This window comes from Nitratidesulfovibrio sp. HK-II, from assembly GCF_003402415.2.
Taxonomy (GTDB): Bacteria; Desulfobacterota; Desulfovibrionia; order Desulfovibrionales; family Desulfovibrionaceae; genus Cupidesulfovibrio.
Genome location: NZ_AP036014.1, coordinates 2,053,289 through 2,075,246 on the forward strand (window position 1 = coordinate 2,053,289; position 21,958 = coordinate 2,075,246).

Sequence of the window (21,958 nt, forward strand, 5' to 3'; positions counted from 1 at the left end):
AGCCGCTTCCCACGCGCCCGCGTCGTGCCGTTGACTACAGCGCCAGCACCTCGCGCATGGCCTCGTGCACCCGGCCATTGCTGGCCAGAATACCCTCGTTGGTGAAATCGTAGGGCGCGCCGTCAAACCCGGTCACGCGCCCGCCTGCTTCCTCCACCAGCAGCCAGCCCGCCGCCGTGTCCCAAGGCTTCAGGTCCGCCTCATAGAAGGCGTCGAACCGGCCGCTGGCCACGAAGGCCAGGTCGATGGCGGCGGCCCCGCAGCGGCGCACGCCCCGCGTGGTCACCAGCGCCTTGCGCAGCCGGGCCAGCACCGTGTCCACGTCTTCCTGAATGGTGTAGGGAAAGCCGGTGGCCACCACCGCCTGCTCCAGCGGCGCGCGGTCCGAAACGGACAACGGTTCGCCGTTGCAAAAGGCCCCGCCGCCCCGCACCGCCCAGAAGCACTCCCCCAGCACGGGCGCGTTGACGATGCCCAATTCCACCCGGCCCTCGTGCCACAGGCCCACCGAGGTGGCCACGAAGGGCAGTGAATGCGCGAAGTTGGTGGTGCCGTCGATGGGGTCGATGATCCAGCAGGTGCCGCGCGGCTCGCGCGAGGTGGCGCTTTCCTCGGCCATGAAGGTGGCCCCGGAAACGACACTCCTCAAGCGATCCTTGAGAAAAGCCTCCACCGCAAGATCCGTTTCGGTCAAAAGATCAATGCGCCCCTTGAGCCGGATGTTGCGCGGCTTGCGCCAATGCTCCATGACCAGCGCGCCGCTTTCGCGGATAATCTCCAGAATGCGGGGCAACTGCGCGGCAAAGGGGGAAGCGGCACTGCCGGAAGGCGATGCCGAAGGCTGGCCGGAAGGAACTGACGAAGGCTGGGAGGACATGATGGCTCGCTGCAGGCGGCATGGCCGCCCCGTGGCTGCGGCGCAAAAGCGCGGCATGCGGGCGCGCTGCGTCGCCGGGCGTGCCCCGGCCCGCTGCCCCGCCGCCGGGCAGCGCCTAGTTGATGTACACGCGGCCGTAGAACTTGCGGTCGTCAAGGGTGCGGCCGGTGCCGCGCACCACGGTGGTCAGGGGGTCGTCGTCGATGATGACCTTCAGGCGCGTCTCGCGCGAGACCAGCGCGCCCAGGCCCTTCAGCAGCGCGCCCCCGCCCGCCAGCAGCACGCCGTTGCTGGCGATGTCGGCGGAAAGTTCCGGCGGGGTCTTTTCCAGCGCCTTGCGGATGGCCATGATGATGATGCGCACAGGCTCCTGCAGGGCCTCGCGCACATGGCCGTCGGTGACGCGCACCACCTTGGGGGTGCCGCTCACCATGTCCTTGCCGGACACCTCGACCATCAGCTGCTCCGGCAGCGGAAAGGCCGACCCGATGGCCATCTTGATGCGCTCGGAGGTGTTCTCGCCGATGAGCATCTGAAATTCTTCCTTGAAGTAGCGCTGCACCGCCTGGTTCATGGCGTCGCCCGCCACGCGCACCGATTCAGCGTAGGCCACGGCGGACAGGGTGATCACCGCCACCTCGGTGGTGCCGCCGCCGATGTCCACCACCATGTTGCCCAGCGGCTCGTGGATGGGCAGGTTGGCTCCGATGGCGGCGGCCATGGGCTCCTCCACCAGGCGCACGTCGCGCGCGCCCGCCTGTTGGGCCGACTCGATGACCGCGCGCTTCTCCACCTGGGTGATGCCCGTGGGCACGCAGATGACGATGCCCGGCTTCACCAGCGAAAAACCGCTGATGACCTTGCGGATGAAAAAGGCGATCATCTGCCGCGTCACCTCGAAGTCGGCGATGACGCCGTCCTTCATGGGACGTATGGCGCGGATGCGCTTGGGGGTGCGACCAAGGAACTCCTTGGCCTCGCGCCCCACCGCAAGCACGGTGTTGCGGTCGGTTTCCAGGGCGACCACCGAAGGTTCGTTCAGCACGATGCCCTCGGCCCGGGTGTACAGCAGCGTGTTGGCCGTACCCAGGTCCATGGCCAGGTCCTTGCCCAGAAAGCCGAACAGTCTGCGCAGCATCTAGTGGCTCTTGCGGTTGCGGTGTCAGTCGTCGGTATCGGGGCGGTCGGCGTGCGGGGCGGGCGCGGGCACGCGGCGTTCCAGCCGCGCCTTTGGCAACAGTTCGCGCAGCCTGCTCTTCAGGTACAGGTTCTCCAGAAACAGCGCCAGATGGTCCACCGCCATGCGGGTGAAGGCGCGCAGGTCGTCGGGTATGACGCGTGGCTCGCCGTGGCCAAGGCACAACACCCCGCGCGTAACCTTGTTGATCATCAGCGGCAGGCACATCACCGACTGGAAGGCGGGCATGTGCGCCCCCTTGCCGAACAGCGGCGCCATGGGCGCGCCGTCGGTGCCTTCGGTGAACACCGGGGCGTCGTTGCGGAACACCCAACCCACGATGCCGTTGCCGATGGGGTACATGGGCGCGTCGCCCTTGCCGAGCAGCAGCGGGCTGCTTTCACCCTCCAGGATGTAGTTCTGCCCGTCGCCATCGCGTGCGGCGAACAGTGCGTGGTCGAAGCCGGTGGCCTCTGCCATCAGACGCAGGAATTCGGCCAGGAATTGCGGCCAGCGGCTGATGCGCCCGCGCAACTCGCTGACCACCTGCAACGCCGCGTAGTAGCGGGTCAGGCTGGCCTGCCCGGCCCCCTGGCAGACCACGCCCTGAACGCCCGAGATGAGATCGGCGAACAGTTGCAGAATCTTCTGGTCCTTGTCGGAAAAGGAGTACTGCCGCTTGCTGTCGATGCACAGCGCGCCGCCGCCCGGCACCGGGCAGCCCATGAAGGCCTTGATGGTGGCCTCCTCGTTGCTGCGGTAGTAGCCAAGGTGGCTCTGGCGCTGGTCGAAGTTGTTGACCAGCAGCGGCTCGCGGTTGCGGATGATCCAGCCGACCAGGCCGCGCCCCGGGGCGATGGCCGTGCCAGTGTCCACCATGTCGCCCAGGCTGAAGCTGGCTGCAAGACGATGCGACTGGCTGTCGCGGTCCAGCGCGGCGGCGGCCGCCGCCGTGGCCGCGCCAGCCGAAAGATCGTCCGCGCCGTCGCCCCCGGCGGAGGCGTCGGGCAGGAAGAGCACGGCGGAATACGCGTCGAACACGCTGCAGATGATGGCAAGAATGCGTTCGTGGCAACGTTGGCTGTTCATATCCGGTTCCTCTCCGGCCCCGTGCGGTAGCCGGAGTTCATGACGTATGGCGTGGGCGGCGCGTCCGTCTGGCGGCAACACACGCAGGGGGCGTCGTGGCGGACGCCTGCTCGACCGCTGGCGCGCGCGCCATTTCCAAAGGGGAAAGCGCGGCGCTAGCCAGCCTATCCCCCCGTGGCGCGGCCCGCAAGGGGCCGAGGCACTGCGGCGACATTCGGCAGCCGATGCGGCGCGCGCGGGACATAAGGCCAAGGGGCGACAGCAGCCTGTGGCGCGGGTTCACGCACTGTCGCGCACAGCGACAGCGCGACGCGCGACCCGGCCGCTCCGTTTCAACCGGTGCTTTAACAAAGCCGGGCACATTCCCGCAACAGTCGCATGCCCACCAGAGCGCCGCGTGGCGCGGGCCCTGCGGCCCCCCGCCGCCCCGAAACCCTTGTGCGCGAGTCCTTGCCCGTCACATTATGGTAGAATTTTTTTAGAAAAAAAAATAGGCTCAAGCATCGCAATGGGGCAACTGCAATCGGGTTCGCCATGCCGGAGGGGAATGGCGAAGGCCCGCGCGTATCGGAACCACGCATGAAGATCACTCTGAAAAACGCCTTCAGCAAGGGCGAGTTCACCTACCGCGAAGACGGGCTGTTGTCCGAACCGGTGGAGCTTACCTCGCTTGCCGAGTTGAAGCGCTTTCTCGACGTGATGCACGTCAAGCAATGCCTGTTGCGCCCCTTCTTTGAACATGCCGACTACCCCTTGGTCGAATCGCGCGAGCTGCTGCCGTCGTTCGAGGCGGACCTGTGGGAATACAAGCAGTTGCCAGGCTTCAGCATGGTGGCCTTTGAACGCCCCCTCAACTACTTCCAGGAAGTCTTCCAGTTCGACATCCTGCACCCGGTGCTGGATACGGCCAGCGTTGCGGAAGGGGCCTCGTGCCCGCTGGAATCGCAGGTCATCGCCCGCAACGTGCAGGCCATGCAGACCCGCCTGCCCAAGGCATTTCAGGAATCGTTCCGCCAGCGCTTCGGGCGGTTCGACACCTCCGTGCTCGACTACTACCCCGCCCTGATGCCCTTTCTGCTGGCCATGGACCGCGCGCAGGTCTTCGCGCTGGACAGCTTTGGCCATTTCCACCTTGGCGGGGTGTACGCCTCGTTCCCGTCCGAACTCGACAGCGAAATCAAGCGCTTCGGCATGCGCATCGGCAAGTTCGACGTGGGCGACAACGAGATGTACGAACGCAACCGCCTGTTCGTGTACCAGTACCTGATGGAGCTGTACGGCTTTCCCATCGTGTCCGAGCGGCGCACCTCCAGCGCGCTGTTCGCGCGGCGGCTGCACAAGATGGGCGAACGGTTCATGATCCGCGTGCTGGGCCAGTCGGACCGCACCATCACCACCATGACCGGCGAGGGAGATTCACGCCCTTACCCCCGCGTGGAAAAGCTGGCCCTGGTCCGCGTGGACGCAGACCAGGAAGAAGCCCTGCGCGCCATCGACGAGGCGGGCTACTTCCTGGACCGCGAACGGCGGGTGGTCATTCTGCGCGTCACCTACCGCCAGCACAAGTTCAACCCCGACAACGTGCGGCAAGACCGCGCCCTGTCCGTGGAAGCGCAGGAAGTCATTCACCCCGTGACCGGCCAGGTGCTGGGCGACCTGAACATCATCAAGGACGCCAGCAACATGTTCTTGCGCCTGAACGACATAACCCGCGGCGAATACACGGGCAGGATCATCTTCAAGCGCAACGAGATCGTCGAGAACACCGACACGGACGAAAAGCGCCTGAAGTTCCTGTACGCATGGCTGTCCAAGCACCAGCGGCGCATCATCGGGTACAGCGACGAATTTTTCGCCAACGTCATCAAGGTGCTGGACAACTACCTGTTATCGCCGGACAACTACGAGGCATTCGGGCACCTGCACGACCTCTACCAGGAGGTCTGGGCCAAATACAGTTACATCCAGCAGGCCCGCAAGGTGCGCTACCTTGAAGACATCCAGGACCGCGAGTACCGGGGCGAACGCATCGGCTACCGACGCATGCTGGCCGAGGCGGTGCAGTTGCTGCACGGGCTGAAGTTCGAGATCGTCAGCTATTTCGACACGCTGGTGTCAAGCGTCATCGCCATTGGCGAAAACATGCTGAACGACCGCTACCTGCTGCGCACCTACATCGAAAAGCGCGACGACGAACTGACCCCCGGCGGACTCGAAATCAAGCGCAACTACGGCAAGCTGGTGTCGCTGGTGGACGAGTTCCGGGCCATCCAGCGCACCCGCAAGACCGCCGCGTAGGCCACGCGAAACGCCCCGGCCTTCCGCGCTGTTCACACGTCCACCACGGGCCGTGCAGGGCGCGCCACGGTTGCCGCAAATCCCTTCTCGCGATATTTCTGTCGCGCGCCGCACGGCGCACCCCAATTTTCGCGCCGGACGCAGGACCGCCCTGCCCCGGCGCAGCGCGCCCCCATACCACATGACCGCGCCAACCCCAACGGAGACATGAAGGAGCACCCCTTGTCGGACCTGCTGCAAACCCCGCTTTCCGCGTGGCACCGGGCCGCCGGGGCCAAGATGGCCCCCTTTGCCGGGTGGGACATGCCCATCCAGTATCCCACCGGCATCATCGCCGAGCATGTGCAGACGCGTGAATCCGCCGCCCTGTTCGACATCTGCCACATGGGCGAATTCACCCTGCGCGGCGCGGGCGCGCGCGAGGCGCTGTCCCGCGCCGTCAGTCACAACCTGGACACGCTGAAACCGGGCCGCTGCCGCTATGGCTTTCTGCTGAACGAGGCGGGCGGCATCCTGGACGACCTCATCGTCTACTGCATGGCAGAGGACGACTACATGCTGGTGGTCAACGGCGCGTGCACGGAAAGCGATTTTGCCGCCCTGCGTGGGCGGCTGCCCCAGACGCTGGCCTTCGAGGACATTTCGGCCCGCACCGCCAAGCTGGACCTGCAAGGCCCGAAATCGTTCGACGTGCTGGAAGCGGTGCTGGGCGAAAGCTTCCGCGACCTGCCCTACTTCGGCTGCCGCTCCGTGACCTTCGACGGCGCGCCGCTGCTGGTCAGCCGGACCGGGTATACCGGCGAACTGGGCGTGGAACTGTACCTGCCGTGGGACAAGGCCGAGGCCCTGTGGACCGCCCTGCTGGCCGACGACCGCGTGAAACCCGCTGGCCTTGGCGCGCGCGACACCCTGCGCCTGGAAGTGGGCCTGCCCCTGTACGGCCACGATCTGGACACCGAGCACACCCCGGCGGAAGCGGGCTACGGCGCCATGCTGACCAACCCCGCCGACTACGTGGGCAAGGGTGCGGACCGCGAGGTGCGCGAACCGCTGGTGGCGCTGTCCATCCCCGGCCGCCGCAGCGCCCGCCACGGCGACGTGGTGGCCCTGCCCGACGGCTCCGTTGCGGGTGTGGTGACCAGCGGATCGTTCTGCCCCTCGTTGGGCTACGCCGTGGCGCTGGCCCGCGTTGCTGTTGCCCATGCCGAGGCACCGGCCTTCGTGGTCAAGGCCGCCAGGGTGGAGCTGGAAGCCACCCGCGTGGCGCTGCCGTTTTACACGCAGGGGACCGCGCGAGCTAAACTGGTCTAAAGGGAAAAGCGGGGGCGCTGCCCCCGTCCCCCCGCAAGGGGGCAGTCGCCCCCTTGACCCCTTTTTCAGGTCCGGTCCACACTTCGTGCGGGCCGGACCTGTGGTCACAATCACCCGCTTTCCACATTCCCTTTACCCGTCACCTCGGAGCATCACCATGCGCACCTTCTTCCTGCCGCCCGAACGCTGGGCCGAACCGTACCTGCTCGACGGGCAGGAGGCCCGCCACCTGGTCAAGGTGGTGCGGGTGCGCGCGGGCGACATGGTGCGCCTGCTGGACGGCCGGGGGCGCGAAGGCGAATTCCGGGTCACGGCCACGGAAAAGGCCTTGGTACGCCTTGCGCCGGTGTCGATCACCGACCACCCGGCCCCGGCATCGCAGGCGGTGCTGGCCATCGGCTGGGGCAAGGAGGTGCGCCGGGGCTGGCTGATGGAAAAGGCGGTGGAACTGGAGGCGGGTGGCATCTGGCTGTGGCAGGCCGAGCGCAGCCAGTCGCGCGTGCCCGAGGAAACCCGCGAATCGTGGCATTCCCAGATGGAGGCCGGGGCCAAGCAGAGCCGCAACCCGTGGCTGCCGGAACTGCGCACCCTGCCCGGCGGTGTGGCCGAACTTGCCGAGGCCAGCCGGGGTTTCTCCAGGCGGTTCATCCTGTGGGAAGGCGACACCGGCGGCGTGCTGCTGGGCGCGGGGGACCTGGGCCAGCCGGGGCGCACCCTGTTCGTGGTGGGGCCGGAGGGCGGCTTTTCCGACCGCGAGGTGGCGACCCTGCTGGATTCCGGCATGACGGCGGTCAGCCTTGGCGACCGCGTGCTGCGCTGGGAAACGGCGGCCATGCTCTGCCTGGGGCTGCACTGGTGGGGACGGCAGGGCAAATAGCCTTGAATGCAGGGTCCACCCCGCACTCTGGTCCATGGTCGCCCGGTCCCAACCCGCGTACCCACCTTTTCCTCGCGCAACGGGCCTGATACACCAGACCGGAGCCGTGACGTTCCATCACCTTACCGCATGGCCGCATGCCTGCCCGACGCCAACACGGCACCGGCCCGCCAGACATTTCCGGAGATCATGACGTGACGCTGAAGCAGCCCCTGCCGGAGCGCATCCGGCCCAGCACCCTCGACGGCTTCGTGGGCCAGACCCACCTTACGCCGCGCATTGCCGCGCTGCTGCGGGCCGAACGGCTGCCCAGCCTGCTGCTGTTCGGCCCGCCGGGGTGCGGCAAGTCCACCCTGGCCCTGCTGCTGGCCAATGCCCACGGCACCAAGGTGCTGCGCCTCAGCGCGCCCGAGGCCGGCTTGCAGCAGTTGCGCCGGTCGCTGTCCGGGGTGGACGTGCTGGTGCTGGACGAGTTGCACCGCTTTTCCAAGGCCCAGCAAGACTTTTTCCTGCCCATCCTGGAAAGCGGCGAAATCACCATGATCGCCACCACCACCGAGAATCCGTCGTTCAGCGTGACCCGCCAGCTGCTTTCGCGGCTGCACGTCATGCGGCTGCGCCCGCTGGGCCGCGAAGAACTGATGGAGCTCGGCCGCCGGGGCGGCGCGGCCCAGGAAGCCCCCCTGACTGACGACGTGCTGGACTTTTTGTCCGGCATGGCCCACGGCGACGCCCGCGCCATGCTGAACCTGGTGGAATACGTGGCCGGGCTGCCCGCCGAAAACCGAGGGCTGGACGGGGTGCGCGCGGCCATGCCCGAAATCGTCAGCCGCCACGACAAGGACGGCGACAGCCACTACGAACTGGCCTCGGCGCTCATCAAGTCCATTCGCGGCAGCGACCCGGACGCCGCCCTGTACTACCTGGCCTGCCTGCTGGAGGGCGGCGAGGACCCCCGCTTCGTCTGCCGCAGGCTCATCCTTTCCGCGTCGGAAGACGTGGGCTTGGCCGACCCGCAGGCCCTACCGCTGGCCGTGGCCTGCCAGCAGGCCGTTGAATTCGTGGGCATGCCGGAAGGATTCATCCCCATGGCCCAGACCGTGGTGCACCTGGCCCTGGCCCGCAAGAGCAATTCCAGCTACGCCGCCTACCTCAATGCCGCGCGCGAGATAAAGCTCAACGGCCCGCAGCCGGTGCCCATGCACCTGCGCAATGCCGCCACCAAGCTGCAGAAGGACTGGGGCTACGGCAAGGGGTACAAGTACCCCCACAACTACCCGGACGGCTGGATAGAGCAGGACTACCTGCCTGACGGCCTGACGGAACGCCGTTTCTACCAGCCCAAGGAACACGGCGACGAACAGCGCCTGAGCAACTGGTGGCGCAGGCTGGCCCGGCAGCGCAAGCCGCGCCCCGAGTAGCCCCGCGCGAAGCCGCAACGTCGTGATCACGAGGGGACAAAGTCAGTCCCCGCAACCGCAAGGGCGCCACCGTCATAACCAGCGGAACCACACATGCCCGAAACCACCCCGCTCTACTCGCTGATCACTCCCAGCCGTGGCGACCGCCCCATAGCCCTGGGTCTTGCCATCGACAGCGTGCGGCTGGCCGCGGAACAGGCCGGGCTGCCCCCCGGCGACGTGGAAATGCTGGTGGGCTTCGACGGCGTGAAAGGCGAGCGCGTGCGGCCCGACGCATTCGTGCGCTGGTACGACTTTCCGCGCGACAACGATTTCGGCAACGCCATCCGCAACGGCCTGTTGCGCGCCTCGCGCGGCCGCCGCATCGTGTTCCTGGACGACGACAACTCGCTGACCCCGGAGGCCTTCCGGATCTACGAGGCACACCCCGACGCGGACATGCTCATCGCGCGCATCGACGTGAGCCGGGCGCACAAGGACCAGTACCTGCCGGTGGCGGAGGAAGGTCGCGAGCTGGTGCGCCAGTGCAACATCGACCCGCTGTGCCTGTGCCTGACGCGAGACCTGGTGGTCACCCGCTGTGATGGCTGGCAAGGCGCACGCTACGAGGCGGATTTTCGCAACATCGTGCGCTACCACCGCCGGGCGCACAGCGTGGAAGTGACCGACCGGCTGGTGGGCATCTACGATTCCGGACGCGGGCTGGACGCGGGCGGCCTGAACTTCCGCCAGATGAAGAAGGAACAGGAAACCCCCGAACCCTGAAGAAGACAGGGCAAGCTGCCGTCTTCCAAAGCCCCCGCAAAAGGTATTTTCCTTTCGCTTCCGCAGGGGTATACGACGTTGCAGCACGCCGCGCCGCACCATCCGCGCCGTGGCGTGCGCCATACGTCAGCAAGACCGCAAAGGGATACGCCATATGACCGACGCCATCGTTCCCGCTCCCGACATGCCCGTCCCCTTTACCGGCGATGCCTACACGACCCCGACCGATGCGGCGGGCCCCATCGCCCGGCTGTTCCCCACGCTGGCCTATTATCCGATGATGGCGGGTATCGTGTACCGTGCCGCCGCCGCCGCGCAACGGGGGGAATACCCCTCGTCGGCGTGGGTCGGCAGCAGCGTGGAGGTGGTTCGGGCGCTGGAGCGCACCGGCGTGCGCCTGCGCATCGAGGGCATGGAACATTTCGCGCGGCTGGAGGGGCCTTGCGTGTTCGTGGGCAATCACATGAGCACGCTGGAAACCTTCGTGCTGCCCGCCATCATCCAGCCGCACAAGAACGTGACCTACGTGGTCAAGCAGAGCCTGGCCGACTACCCCGTGTTCAGGCACGTGCTGCGCACGCGCGACCCCATCACCGTGGGCCGCGTGAACCCGCGCGACGACCTCGCGGCGGTGCTTGAAGGCGGCGAGGAGCGGCTCAAGCGCGGCATTTCCATCATCATCTTTCCGCAGGCCACGCGCAGCGACGCGCTGGACCCCAAAACCTTCAACTCCATTGGGGTCAAGCTGGCCCGCCGCGCCGGGGTGCCGGTGGTGCCCTTTGCGCTGAAGACCGACGCCTGGGGCACGGGCTGGCCCATCAAGGACTTTGGCCCCATCCGCCCCGCGCGCACCGTACACTTCCGCTTTGCCGCGCCGCTTGCCGTCACCGGCAACGGCAAGGACGAGCAGGCTGCCGTGTACGCCTTCATCGAAGGGTGCCTGGCAGAGTGGCGCAACGAAATTCGCGCCATTTCATCCTGACGCGGGCTGAAGTGTTGACACCCCCACGGTGGGGTACTATAGTTTTCTTGCACTGATTGATTACCCAGTCAGCTTTCAGGGCGCGATCTGCACCATCCCCCTCCGGTATGCACCTACCGGCAAGCTCCCCTGGCATCAGTACACTCCTCTCCGAGACGGCTCCCTTTTCATGGGAGCCGTCTTGTTTGATTAAACAGCCAACACCATGTCATGCGTCTTCGCAGTGCTGCTATCTCCAACCCAAGCAGCACGTCCGCCCCTGCCGTCATGCCCACCTCCCCTTGACGCGCCGCCACCGCGATGCTAGCCTTTGTTTGCTTGGCCAAACAAGCCGGACCGACGCACTCCGCCTGCCTCCTTCACGCTTTCCCGGACAGGTTTGTCGGTTTTCTCGGTGCGCAAGGTGAGCAACGGAACACTCCTCACGAGACGGCCCCACTGTGGGGCCGTCTTCGTTTTTACACGCCAGTGCAGTCCTGACAGTCACGATTTGTATTGGATTGGTCAACCATTCAGCAATGCACGGTATGGAGACTTGCCGACTCTGCATCATTTCCGAGGAATCTAGTTGACAAAACCCGCGTCAACATTTTCACTGTGCGCACAGGCGGCGTTGACTGCCACATGCATGTAAGCTACACAGGTGCAGCCCTTCGTGGCCCCTCGCCGGGCCAGCGCCGAAGGCACAAGTGTTCCCGGTGTTCCGTCGGGTGCGGGTCCGACGGTTCTTATGCGGCTCCACGACGAGCATCCGCCTTGCCGGATGCGGAGCCCTTGTATACACACCTCAAGCACTACCACGGGCCGTTGACATGAGCATCTCGAAGAAAGAAGCGTTGCTTCAGGCGGCAAAAGAGCTTTTTGGTGAATTCGGCTATGCCGACACCACCTTCAAAAAGATTTCGGAACGCGCCGGAGTGGCCCTTGGGCTGCTCACGCACCATTACGGCAACAAGGAAAAACTGTTCCTCGCCGCTGGCATCGACGTGCTCGAACAGTTTCTTGCCGTGCTGCGCGAGGCTTCCGCCAAGGGCAAGACCGGACATGAGTCGGTACTCAACTTCTGCACGGCCTACCTGGACTTCTCCATCGACAAGACGTCCAACTGGCTGGTGCTGGTGCGGTGTTCGCCGTACAGCGACATGAAGACCAAGACCGACCGCGACCTGATGTACGAAAAGTTCAACCAGGTCCCGCGTGAACTGGAAAGCCAGCTGCGCCGCGGCGTGGAAGACGGGTCCATCCGCCAGTTGCCGGTACACGAAACCGCGCAGGTCATCATTTCCATGATGGTCGGCGTCAACCGTACCCGCCTGCTCACCCCCTACGCCCCGCCGAATCTGTACGAGGAAGCCATTCGCTTCATCGCCCGCAGCATCGCCCCCTAGCAGGCGCGAATCACGCCACGCAAAAAGAAAACCGCCCCGAAAGGGGCGGTTTTCTTTTTGCCGAGGGTGACACAGGCCGGACCTGGATGATTTCGGCCCGCCAACGTAGTCGGCTTACGATCACAAGGGAACGTGATGGGCTGCGCATGGCCTAAAAATTCCGGCGCGGGGAAAAAGCGCCCAAGAGTGTCGGAACGCCCCCATGGATTGATGCCGGGATTCGCCGAGAAAGCCTCGTACGCCGCCCATGCGCGGCACTGCACGTGCGGAGAATCAGCCGAAGGTCACCAGCAGCGGAATGACGTGCAGCGTGCGTGACATTTCGCGCGTGGGCAGCAGACGCCACCGGGTGGTTTCGGCCCGGCCCAGGGCGTTGGCGATATTGGCCACCACGCCGGGCAGGTCGATAACCGGATGCCGCTCGAACACCTGCGGCAAGCCGTAGGTAAGGTTGCAGGCCAGACAGTGGCCTGGCCGCTGGGTGAGCCGGAACGAGAATTCCAGTCCGTTGTCGTGCTCGCCGTCAAAGGCCAGGGCGATGTCGTAAGCCCCGTCCTCCGCGTCGCCGTAAAGGGCGTCGAAGAAGGCGTTGGCCCGGTCGGGCGGGAACAGGGCGGCAAGCCGTTGCGGGGTGAAGATGCGTTCGCTGCTGGTAGTGGGCATCGCTGGTCTCCCATTTCGCGGCATAGGGCGGGTCGGGCGAAGACAGGGCCGCCGGAACGGACATGGCGTACGGTCCGGGGCGCGCACGGTCCGGGGCACGCCGTCCATTCGGATACGGTCCGGACGTGAAGCGGACATGCCGTGGACACGGGCGGGCCGGGACCACGAAACCCCTTGCCATTGCCGGAGTTCGCGGAAAATCTGGCTAGCACGCACAGGGCGGCGAGGCAAGCCCCTTACAGGGAAAGGACCAGCGTGCGGCACGGCTATGCGCGCGAAAAGGCGGGCTGCAGCGCGGCGCGTAAAGATGGCGATCCGTCCCAGCCCTGGCCGAACACCTGCAACGCAGCCGCAGTTCGCCGGCCCCTAGCCTGCCCGGCTCATCCGGTGCAGCAAGTCCGCCACATCGGCGGGCAGGATCACCGGCTGGCGCGACACGCGGGCCAGATCGAAACCGGCCACCAGTTCACGCGGCAAGGCAAGGCCAGGTGCATCGCGCAGTCCCAAGCGCCACGCAAGATATCCGGTGACGGCCTGCGGCTTCACACCCGCCTCGCGCAGGGCGGCCACGGCCAGCGAGCCGTGCCGCTTGGCCAGCCGCTCGCCCTCGTGATCCAGCAGCAGCGGCACATGCACGTAGTCCGGCGACGGTGCGCCCAGCAGGCGGTACAGCCATATCTGGCGCGGCGTGCTGGAAAGTATGTCGTCGCCGCGCACCACCTGGGTGACGCCCATGGCGATATCGTCCACCACCACCGCCAACTGGTAGGCGAACACCCCGTCGGAGCGCCGCACCGCGAAATCGCCCCCGCACTGGGCCAGCGACATGCGCTGCGGACCGGCAATGCGGTCGGTGAAGGTGATGTCCGCATCGCCACACTGCACCCGCATGGCCGGGCGGCGGCCTTCGGCCATGCGCCGGGCGCGGTCCTGCGGCCCAAGGGCGCGGCAGGTGCCGGGGTAGGCGGGGCCGCATTCGCCAGCATGCGGGGCGGACGCCAGGGAACGTAACTCCTTGCGGGTGCAGAAGCAGGGGTAGACGTGCCCTTCCCGCTCCAGCCGGGCCAGGGCATCCGCATAGGCAGCCAGGCGTTCGCTCTGGGAGTACGGCCCGCAGGGCCCGCCACGCGCGGGCACATCGGCGAAGCCGGGAAACTCCGGCCCCTCGTCCCAGTCCAGCCCCAGCCACAGCAGATCGCGGACCATGCCCTCCACGAATTCCGGGCGAGAGCGGTCCGGGTCGATATCCTCCATGCGCAGCACCATGCTCCCGCCGGCAGCGCGGGCGCACAGCCAGGCCATCAGAAAGGAGCTGGCATTGCCGAGGTGGATGCGCCCCGTGGGGCTGGGGGCCAGCCGCCCCCGAACCTGGCCCGCCGGTGTGGAGGCGGACGGCTGGGAACTGACAGCGGCGGAACGCCCTGCGGGACAGGCCGTGGCAGCGGCCTCGTGCGGCGTGGTGGGTGAATCCTGAAGCGGCATGCCCGTACCGGCATCACCTTCCGCCCCGAATGTCAAGGACGGGGGGAGGCAAACCTCATCGACACCCTATGTGGCGAAAGATTTAATCTCAAACTTTATCAGGGTAATGCATATTAAACAACAACAAAACAACACATCGTCAACACCCGGTTCAGGAGCAGGAAAACGCGCGCAGGAGACAACGCAACAGATGGACAACCAAAGGGCAACCAGGTCCGTTGCGGCCAGGAAATGACAAAGAGGACACGAGACGTTCATCTCGTATCCTCTTGGTTTTCTGGTGCGCCCGACAGGAATCGAACCTGTGGCCTACAGCTTAGGAGGCTATCGCTCTATCCGACTGAGCTACGGGCGCAGGAATCGATGGTCTCTAGACGATGGCGCGGCGCATTGTCAAGGTCAACGCCGGTGGAACACGGCTTCCCGCAAGGGTGGAGAGCCCCTGTGGCCTAGAGCTTAGGAGGCTATCGCACTCTCCTACATCACGCACGGGCTTGCCCGCCCGCCGCCTGCGCGGCCAGCCGTTGCGCCAGCGCCCGCAGTTCCGCGCCTTCCTCCAGGCCGTCGATGAACCGCTGCGGAACGCCGGACAGGCCAACCTGCGCCCCCACCAGCGCCCCGGTCAGAATGGCGCGCACCTGGTTCTGCCCGCCCCCGTTCACCGCGTGCAGCACGGCAGACTCGAAGTCGTCGTGAAAGCGCGCCGCGAGATAGTAGGCCGCCGGAAGCATGTGGTAGATGGCGCAGGGCATGCCGTACACCAGCGACACCTTCCACGCCGGTTCGATGCGGATGTCCGGGTCTGCCGCTGCCGCCGCCATGTAGCCGGGTGAGAGCAGCGCGTCCGGCGAGGCAAAGCGCCCCGCGCGGGGCGGGTCCGGGTCGCCGGGGCGCGGAGCCTGCAGGCCGTCGCGCGTCACGGCATGGAACGGCAACGTGCCATCCTTAACCTGTTGCATCAACGTTCCGGAAATGGAGGCGTCCAGCCGATGCCCCTGCACCAGCAAGGCCAGCACCGCGCCATACGCCACGGTAAGCGACAGCACCACGTCGTCGGATTGGGTAAGCGCCGCGTTGGCGCTGACGGCTGCGGCCAGCCGCGCGGGCTGGGCGGCATGGCGCACGGCGATGGCCAGGGTGCGCTCGATGGCTTCGGTGGTATCCGCGTGGCCTGCGGTCTGTCCCCATGGCAGCCCCTGCTCCACCCTGCGCCGCCACGCCTCGCGAATGGACTGGCTGGTGTAGTTGCCCGGCCCGCTCACCGGCTGGCCGTTCAGCAGCGGAAACAGCTCCTCGTCCATGCGGCGGCAGAAATCGGCCTGATCATAGTCGCCGCGATCCACCAAGGAACGCACCGTCAGCTTCAGGATGAACCCCGCCTGCGACAACTGCCCGGCCTTCATGCCGTCGTGGTAGCGGCCCGGTTTGGGGTCGGTGTACCCGCTGATCCACGGGCCGTAGTCGCGCCGCAGTTCGGCGAGATCATAGTACCAGTGCGGGCCAAGGCCCAGCGCATCGCCTACCCACGCGCCCATGAGCGCCCCGGCGGCTCGGTCGTGCATGGTCCTGCTCATGCTTGTGCTCCCTCTGCGGCGGCGGAGCATGCGCCCGCTCGGCAATCTCGCCCACCGTGGTTTCAACCTTTGCTTGAAGCTGCACGAACATACCATGTTCCTGCCGCACCGGCACCCTTTACCGCCCCACAGAATTGAAAAACGGCTGCGGCACGCCGCAGCCGTAACGGGCACTCAAAACCGTCTTCCCCCACGCGGACCTACCCGATGTCATACTCCCGCATCTTCCGGTACAGGGTCTTGCGGCTGATGCCGAGCGCCGTGGCGGCCAGCGAACGATTGTTGTCGTAGAATTCCAGAATCCGGGCGATGTGTTCGCGCTCCATGGCCTCGAGGGTCAGCGGGCCTTGCCCGTCGCCGGATGCGCCATGCTGCCCTGCCACGCCGCCGCCTGCAGTGCCCCCGGCGTGTCCGCCCCCCGCGCCGCCCGTTCCGCCCGCAAGGCCCGCCAGTTCACGCGGCAGGGCGTGTTCGGTGATCAGGTTGTTTTCCGCCAGGATGATGCTGCGTTCCAGCACGTTGCGCAGTTCGCGCACGTTGCCCGGCCAGGCGTATTGCATCAGGCAGGCCATGGCCCGGTCGGAAATGCGCAGGTCGTCCCGCCCGTTGCCCAGGCGGGCCAGAAAGAATTCGGCCAGCAGGGGGATGTCCTCCTTGCGTTCGCGCAGGGGGGGCATGTCGATGTTGAACACGTTGATGCGGTGGTACAGCGCCTCGTGAAAGCGCCCGGCCTCCACCTCTCCGGCCAGCGAGCGGTTGGTGGCGAAGATGAGCCGGATGTCGCAGCTGCGGTGGTCCTTCTCGCCCACCCGGCGGTAGGTCTTATTCTCCAGCACGCGCAGCAGGGACGCCTGCACCTCCACCGGCAACTCGCCAATCTCGTCCAGAAACAGCGTGCCCTTGTTGGCGAAGGCCATCAGCCCGTCGCGGTTTTCCAGCGCGCCGGTGAACGATCCGCGCACATGGCCGAACAGTTCGCTGCGCGCCAGTTCCTTTTGCAACGTTGCGCAGTTCTTGATGATGAACGGCTTGTCCGCGCGGCTGCCCAGCGACTGGATGGCGTGGGCCGCCACCTCCTTGCCCGCCCCGCTCTCGCCGGTGATCAGCACGGGCACGTCGGTGGGGGCCACCTTTTCGATCAGGTAGCGCACCTCCTTGATGCCCTGCGAATTGCCGATCAGCGTCACCGTCGGGCGCGCCCCGTCGCGCGCGTGGCGCAGCGCGCGGTTTTCGTTGCGCAGAAAGGCCCGCTGGTAGGCCCGCTCCACCACCACTTCCAGTTCGGTCAGGTTGAACGGCTTGGTGATGTAGTCGTACGCGCCCAGCTTCATGGCCTCCACGGCGTTGTCGATGTTGCCGTGCCCGGTGATGAGGATGACCTCCGTCTCCGGGTAACGCTGGCGCAGTTCCACCATGAATTCGATGCCGTCGGCATCCGGCAGGCGGATGTCCAGCACCACCACCTCGTAGCTGGCGCGGCGCAGCCGTTCGCGCGCCTGCCGGGCGCTGGTGGCCACGTGCACGGCGCGGGTGGGGGTGGAAAGCTCCTTTTCCAGCAGCTTGCCGATGGACGGCTCGTCGTCCACGGCCAGCACGGTGTAGGTGGTGCGCACGTCGGTTACTCCGGCGGAAGCGGCAGCGTGACCGTGAACGTGGAGCCTTCGCCGACCCGGCTTTCCACGCGAATGTCGCCGCCATGCTCCGTGACGATGGTGTAGCAGGTGGACAGCCCGATGCCGATGCCCCGGCCCACCGGCTTGGTGGTGAAGAACGGCTCGAACAGCGAATCGAGGTGTTCCGGCGGGATGCCGCTGCCGGTGTCGCGCACGGAAAAGCCCGCGTGGCGCTCGTCGCGGAACGGGGTAACGATGATGTTCGCCACGCCGCCAGCCTCCCCTTCCGTGTCGTTACGGGCGCGGTCCTCCCCGCCGTCTTCAGCGCCGCATTGGCCGCCGCAGTCGCCCCCGCACTCGCTGCCCTGCCCGCCCCGGCCGTTCCTGGCATCCCCCGCGTCGAAGGCATCAAGCGCGTTCACCAGGAGGTTCAGCATAACCTGCTTCAGCTGCGCCTCGCACCCCAGCACCACCGGGGCCGTGGGGCACAGCCTGGCGTCGATGCGCACGCCGCGGTACTTGGGCTGCTTCAGGTGGTTGTGCAGCAGCTTCAGGGTATCGCCCACCACCACGTTCAGGTTCACGGGCGAAAATTCAGAGGAATGCGGACGGCTGAAGGTGAGCAACGAATGCACGATCTCCTGGCAGCGGCCGCATTCGCCAAGGATGGTGCCCGCGTAGTCCGCGAGGTCGGCGTGCATCTCCGGGTCCACCTTGCCGCGCAGCCGTTCCACCCGGCGCAGGATGCCCTCGGCAAAGCCGTGGATGGCCGTGAGGGGGTTGTTCACCTCGTGGGCCACCCCGGCGGCCAGCATGCCCACCGTTGCCATTTTCTCGGCCTGGTGGAACTTGGCCTGGAATTCCTTTTCCAGGGTCACGTCGCGCTTGAAGATGAGAATCTGGCGGTCCTGGGTTGCCGGGTCCTTGATGGGCGAGGCCACCATCTCGAACTGCAGCCTGCGGCCGTTGATGCGGAAGATGGACGTCTCGCGGCACACCTCGTCGGTGACGAACGAACGATGCGCCGGACATTCCGGGCAGGGGTGGTCCTGCTGGCGAAAAATCTCGTAGCAGTAGCGGCCTTCCGGCGCGCGCACGCCCAGGATGTCGTAGAACACATGGTTCACGGCGATGATGCGCAAATCCTTGGACAGCACCATCATCAGGTCGGTGATGCCGTCCAGGATGGCCTCCATCTCCAGGCGGTTGCGCTCCGATTCGCGGTGCGCGGCCTTCAACTGCTCAATGGTCTGGCGCAGTTCCTGAAAGAAGCCCAGCTTGCTGTGCTCTATGCCGATGAGGTCGTCGAGGCTGGTTTCCTGGGCCATGTCACCACGCCTCTTCGCAGATGGCCAGCAGGTCTTGCCAGGTGACCGCGCGCGGGTTGGTGAGGGTGCAGGCGTCGTTGACCGCCGTGCGGGCGATGGTTTCCAGCGCGGAACGGTCGGGCAGCAGCTGCCCCAGCCGCACTGGCACGCCAAACCCCGCGAAGAATTCCTCCAGCCGTTCGATGCCCGCGCGGGCGATGCTTTCCGCGCTGGCCACGCGCGGGCCCACCACGATGCGCCCGATGGCCGCCAGCCGGTCGGTGCTCACCGGCAGGTTGAAGCGCATCACGTGCGGCAGCAGCACCGGGTGCACCAGCCCGTGCAGCACGTCGAACATGCCACCCAGCGAATGGGCCAGCGAATGGCCGATGCCGAGCCCGGCATTGCTGAACGACATGCCCGCCGCCGTGCTGGCGATGCTGAGCTGTTCCATGGCCTGCGGGTCGCGGCGCTCCACGGCGGGCATCAGGTTGGCCATGATCAGTTCCATGGCGCGCAGTGCCTGGTGGTCGGTGAACGGCGAGGCCAGCAGGGAAAGATACGACTCCACCGCATGGGCAAAGGCGTCGATGGCCGAGGCGATGATCAGCTCCTCGCTCTTGGTCAGCAGCACCTGCGGGTCGATGATGGAGACGTTGGGAATCAGCGACCGGCTGATGATGGACATCTTCAGGCGGCGTTCCACGTCGGTGATGATGCAGAACTGCGAAATGTCCGACCCGCTGCCCGCCGTGGTGGGCAGAAAGATCATGGGCGGCAGGGGCCGCATGACCTTGTTGGCACCCTCGTAGTCGCTGATGCGCCCGCCGTTGCCGACGATGGTGCCGATGCCCTTGGCCGTGTCCATGGGGCTGCCGCCGCCAAGGGCGATGACCACGTCGGCGCGTTCCTCGCGGTAGATCCGCGCGCCCTCGTGTACCTGATGGTCGCGCGGGTTGGAATTGCAGTCGGAAAAGTACACCCATTCAAGGCCGTTGCCCCCCAGGATGTCCATGACCCGCTCCACCCAGCCGCTGGATTCCAGCCCCTTGTCGCTGACCAGCAGCACGCGCGATGCGCCCAGCCTGCGGGCGCACGGCGCGAGGTGGTCAAGGCTGCCATGCCCGAAGATGATCTCCGGGATGGCGAATTTGGTGATCCGCATGGTGTCCCTGCTCCCGCGACGTGCCGCGCCATGCCGTGCGGTCCGTCTGGCCGTAAGCCCGTCTGGTCGTATGCCCGTCTGGCCGGTGTGCCCGGCCTGCCCGCCGGAAATGATCCGCCGGGCGCTCCAACGCGGGCAACGCCCGCGTCCCCCTTTTCCGCATCGCCCCGCGCGGCGTCCCACAACACCGTGCGCAGGGTACCCGTTCCGTGCGCCGCACCGTAAGGCGTCTGCCCCGAAAGGCTCGCCGGGCCGGGCTCTAGGTCAGCAGCCTGCACACCGGCGGCGCATCCGCACCCCCACGCCCACACGCGGCGGTACTTGCGTCACCTCCGGCGGCACGCAGGCCTCCGGGCCGGTGGACCGGCTGCACGATCACGAGCCCGTCGGAACGGGTGACCATGTCGCGGATATAACCACGCCGGGCGAATTCCTGCAACAGCGGCAGGATATCCCGGCCTTTGCCTTTGGGCACCATGGATTGCAGCCGGTGCGGGTCGATCAGGCAGGTTTCGCGCAGGGTCCAGGCCACGCCCAGCAGCCATTTGCCAAGCCCATCGCGGCCCAGCGCCGCCCTGTCGGCGATGAAGCGCGCCGCGCCCGGCGCGCTGCGCAGGGCCTCGAAGGGTTCCGGCCCGAACTCTATGCGCAGGGTGGCCGAGGCCTCGTCGCGCACCACGGCGGAAAGCAGTTGCATTCGCGCCGAGAACCGGCCGTCGCGGCAGGCCACGCGCGCCTCGTGCAGGCGGTGCAGCCGCGCGGTGAACCGCGCCGCCCCCGCCCTGCCCCCCAGCCCGGCCAACCGCGCGGGCTCATCGGCCGGGCAGCGCAGGCGGGGGGTGCGCACGCCCTGGTGCAGGGCCAGCAGCACGCAGGCCAGGTAGGCGTCCAGGTCGCCCTGATCCAGCCATGGCCCCTCGCAGGTGACGGCGGCGGAAAGCGCCAGCGGCGTCACCGGGCGCAGGCAATGGCGGCCAGCGCGCAGGTAGGTGGCGGCGAACAGGTCCGAGGCCAGGAACAGCGAGGGCATGTGGCCGCAAAAGGCACGCTCGTCCGCGATGCTCCACGCGGGCACGCCGCCCGGGGCACCGGGGTGGACCGCCGGGGGCTGCGGCGCAACGCTCGGATCGTCGAAGGGAGAAATGCCGAAGGGGGATGGATGGAACACGAACGCCTCCCGTGCTGGCCGGGCGACGCGGGAGCGCGCCCCGGCGGGCTGTCCGGCGCGCTGGCGGGAACATGCCCGCACCACGGTGTGCGGCGCGCCGGAATCTTCCGCCCCACGGGAGGCTGCGGGGGCGGACAAGGGACGCTGCTGCCTGGAGATGACGGACGGCCGGGTGCCTCTTTCCGGCCGTCCGCCCCTCCATTGCGCCGTTCCGCACCCATGTGCGGTTCGGCCCCGCGCGCGCCGTTGCGTCAGTCGTCGCGCGCGGAACGTGCACGCACCGGCGGCCGCCGGTGCGCAAAGGGCTAGCTCTGCGCCGCCTGGGCCAGCATGGCGGTAAGGGCGCGCAGGTGGGCGCGTTCTTCCGCGATGCAGGCATCCACCGTCGCCTTTTCGGACGCGGGCACCAGGTCGCGCATTTCGGTGAAGAACAGCAGGGTATCCTTCTCGAACTGGATGGCCATGCGCAGGGCGGCGGCGTGGTCGTCGGCCGCCCCCTTGAGCGAGGTCAGGGTGCCGGTCTGGGTGAACAGCGCGTGCGAATCGAGCAGCGCGTGCAGGTATTCCACGTACTCGGCGGCAATGCTCCACGCGGGCAACTCCACGGGGCCGATGCGGTCGGCCATGGCGCGGAAGGTCGCCTCGTGCTTGGCCTCTTCCGCGGCAAGGTGCTCGAACAGCGCCTTGACCTCGGGCTTGATGGCCATGGCCACGGCCTGGCGGTACACATCCTGGCCGCGCTGCTCGATGCGGATGGCGGCGGCGGTGACGTCTGCGGCGTTGAAGAACTCGGCCATATGC

The 21,958-nt window shown here is 66.9% G+C and carries 18 protein-coding genes and 1 tRNA gene; 7 read left to right on the forward strand and 12 right to left on the reverse strand.

Annotated features, from left to right (window positions below):
• Positions 1-34: 34 nt before the first annotated feature.
• From RVX_RS08340 to RVX_RS08350, 3 genes are all read right to left on the reverse strand, one after another.
• Complete coding sequence (locus RVX_RS08340) at positions 35-877, reverse strand: inositol monophosphatase family protein (RefSeq protein WP_116305497.1); 843 nt, start codon at positions 875-877, stop codon at positions 35-37.
• A 115-nt stretch (positions 878-992) separates the two neighbouring features.
• Positions 993-2,015, reverse strand: a complete 1,023-nt coding sequence (locus RVX_RS08345) for a rod shape-determining protein (protein WP_116305498.1) — start codon at positions 2,013-2,015, stop codon at positions 993-995.
• Between the two features lie 24 nt (positions 2,016-2,039).
• Positions 2,040-3,143 carry a GAF domain-containing protein gene (locus tag RVX_RS08350; protein WP_116305499.1) on the reverse strand — a complete coding sequence of 368 codons (1,104 nt, stop codon included), beginning with the start codon at positions 3,141-3,143 and terminating at the stop codon, positions 2,040-2,042.
• A 579-nt stretch (positions 3,144-3,722) separates the two neighbouring features.
• Here RVX_RS08350 and RVX_RS08355 point away from each other — a divergent pair.
• The 7 genes from RVX_RS08355 to RVX_RS08385 all read left to right on the forward strand — a co-directional run bounded on the left by RVX_RS08355 (position 3,723) and on the right by RVX_RS08385 (position 12,185).
• A complete protein-coding gene (locus tag RVX_RS08355; protein WP_116305500.1) occupies positions 3,723-5,441 on the forward strand; it encodes a hypothetical protein in 1,719 nt (572 codons plus the stop codon).
• 207 nt (positions 5,442-5,648) lie between these two features.
• The gene (gene gcvT, locus RVX_RS08360) at positions 5,649-6,752 is read left to right on the forward strand and encodes a glycine cleavage system aminomethyltransferase GcvT (RefSeq protein ID WP_116305501.1); all 1,104 of its coding nucleotides are present in this window, start codon (positions 5,649-5,651) and stop codon (positions 6,750-6,752) included.
• A 157-nt stretch (positions 6,753-6,909) separates the two neighbouring features.
• The gene (locus tag RVX_RS08365) at positions 6,910-7,629 is read left to right on the forward strand and encodes a 16S rRNA (uracil(1498)-N(3))-methyltransferase (RefSeq protein ID WP_116305502.1); all 720 of its coding nucleotides are present in this window, start codon (positions 6,910-6,912) and stop codon (positions 7,627-7,629) included.
• A 194-nt stretch (positions 7,630-7,823) separates the two neighbouring features.
• Entirely contained in the window at positions 7,824-9,050 is a 1,227-nt protein-coding gene (locus tag RVX_RS08370) for a replication-associated recombination protein A (RefSeq protein WP_116305503.1), read from the forward strand.
• Positions 9,051-9,143: 93 nt separating this feature from the next.
• Entirely contained in the window at positions 9,144-9,815 is a 672-nt protein-coding gene (locus tag RVX_RS08375) for a glycosyl transferase family 2 (RefSeq protein ID WP_116305504.1), read from the forward strand.
• 154 nt (positions 9,816-9,969) lie between these two features.
• Positions 9,970-10,797: a lysophospholipid acyltransferase family protein gene (locus RVX_RS08380; RefSeq protein ID WP_116305505.1), complete on the forward strand. Its 828-nt coding sequence runs from the start codon at positions 9,970-9,972 to the stop codon at positions 10,795-10,797.
• An 812-nt stretch (positions 10,798-11,609) separates the two neighbouring features.
• Complete coding sequence (locus RVX_RS08385; RefSeq protein WP_172596549.1) at positions 11,610-12,185, forward strand: TetR/AcrR family transcriptional regulator; 576 nt, start codon at positions 11,610-11,612, stop codon at positions 12,183-12,185.
• Positions 12,186-12,458: 273 nt separating this feature from the next.
• Here RVX_RS08385 and RVX_RS08390 read toward each other — a convergent pair whose 3' ends face one another.
• The 9 genes from RVX_RS08390 to RVX_RS08430 all read right to left on the reverse strand — a co-directional run bounded on the left by RVX_RS08390 (position 12,459) and on the right by RVX_RS08430 (position 21,954).
• On the reverse strand, positions 12,459-12,848 hold the full coding sequence (locus tag RVX_RS08390) for a pancreas/duodenum homeobox protein 1 (RefSeq protein WP_116305506.1): 390 nt from the start codon (positions 12,846-12,848) through the stop codon (positions 12,459-12,461).
• Positions 12,849-13,214: 366 nt separating this feature from the next.
• Entirely contained in the window at positions 13,215-14,330 is a 1,116-nt protein-coding gene (gluQRS, locus tag RVX_RS08395) for a tRNA glutamyl-Q(34) synthetase GluQRS (protein WP_230404493.1), read from the reverse strand.
• A gap of 278 nt (positions 14,331-14,608) precedes the next feature.
• Positions 14,609-14,685, reverse strand: a tRNA-Arg gene (locus tag RVX_RS08400).
• A 127-nt stretch (positions 14,686-14,812) separates the two neighbouring features.
• Positions 14,813-15,904, reverse strand: coding sequence for an ADP-ribosylglycohydrolase family protein (locus tag RVX_RS08405; RefSeq protein ID WP_230404494.1), 1,092 nt, complete (start codon positions 15,902-15,904; stop codon positions 14,813-14,815).
• 200 nt (positions 15,905-16,104) lie between these two features.
• A complete protein-coding gene (locus RVX_RS08410) occupies positions 16,105-17,517 on the reverse strand; it encodes a sigma-54-dependent transcriptional regulator (RefSeq protein ID WP_116305507.1) in 1,413 nt (470 codons plus the stop codon).
• Positions 17,518-17,522: 5 nt separating this feature from the next.
• Positions 17,523-18,845: a two-component system sensor histidine kinase NtrB gene (locus RVX_RS08415; protein ID WP_116305508.1), complete on the reverse strand. Its 1,323-nt coding sequence runs from the start codon at positions 18,843-18,845 to the stop codon at positions 17,523-17,525.
• Between the two features lies 1 nt (position 18,846).
• Positions 18,847-19,989 carry an iron-containing alcohol dehydrogenase gene (locus RVX_RS08420; RefSeq protein WP_116305509.1) on the reverse strand — a complete coding sequence of 381 codons (1,143 nt, stop codon included), beginning with the start codon at positions 19,987-19,989 and terminating at the stop codon, positions 18,847-18,849.
• Positions 19,990-20,248: 259 nt separating this feature from the next.
• Positions 20,249-21,157, reverse strand: a complete 909-nt coding sequence (locus tag RVX_RS08425) for a hypothetical protein (RefSeq protein WP_116305510.1) — start codon at positions 21,155-21,157, stop codon at positions 20,249-20,251.
• Positions 21,158-21,462: 305 nt separating this feature from the next.
• The gene (locus RVX_RS08430; RefSeq protein ID WP_116305511.1) at positions 21,463-21,954 is read right to left on the reverse strand and encodes a ferritin-like domain-containing protein; all 492 of its coding nucleotides are present in this window, start codon (positions 21,952-21,954) and stop codon (positions 21,463-21,465) included.
• Positions 21,955-21,958 lie beyond the last annotated feature (4 nt).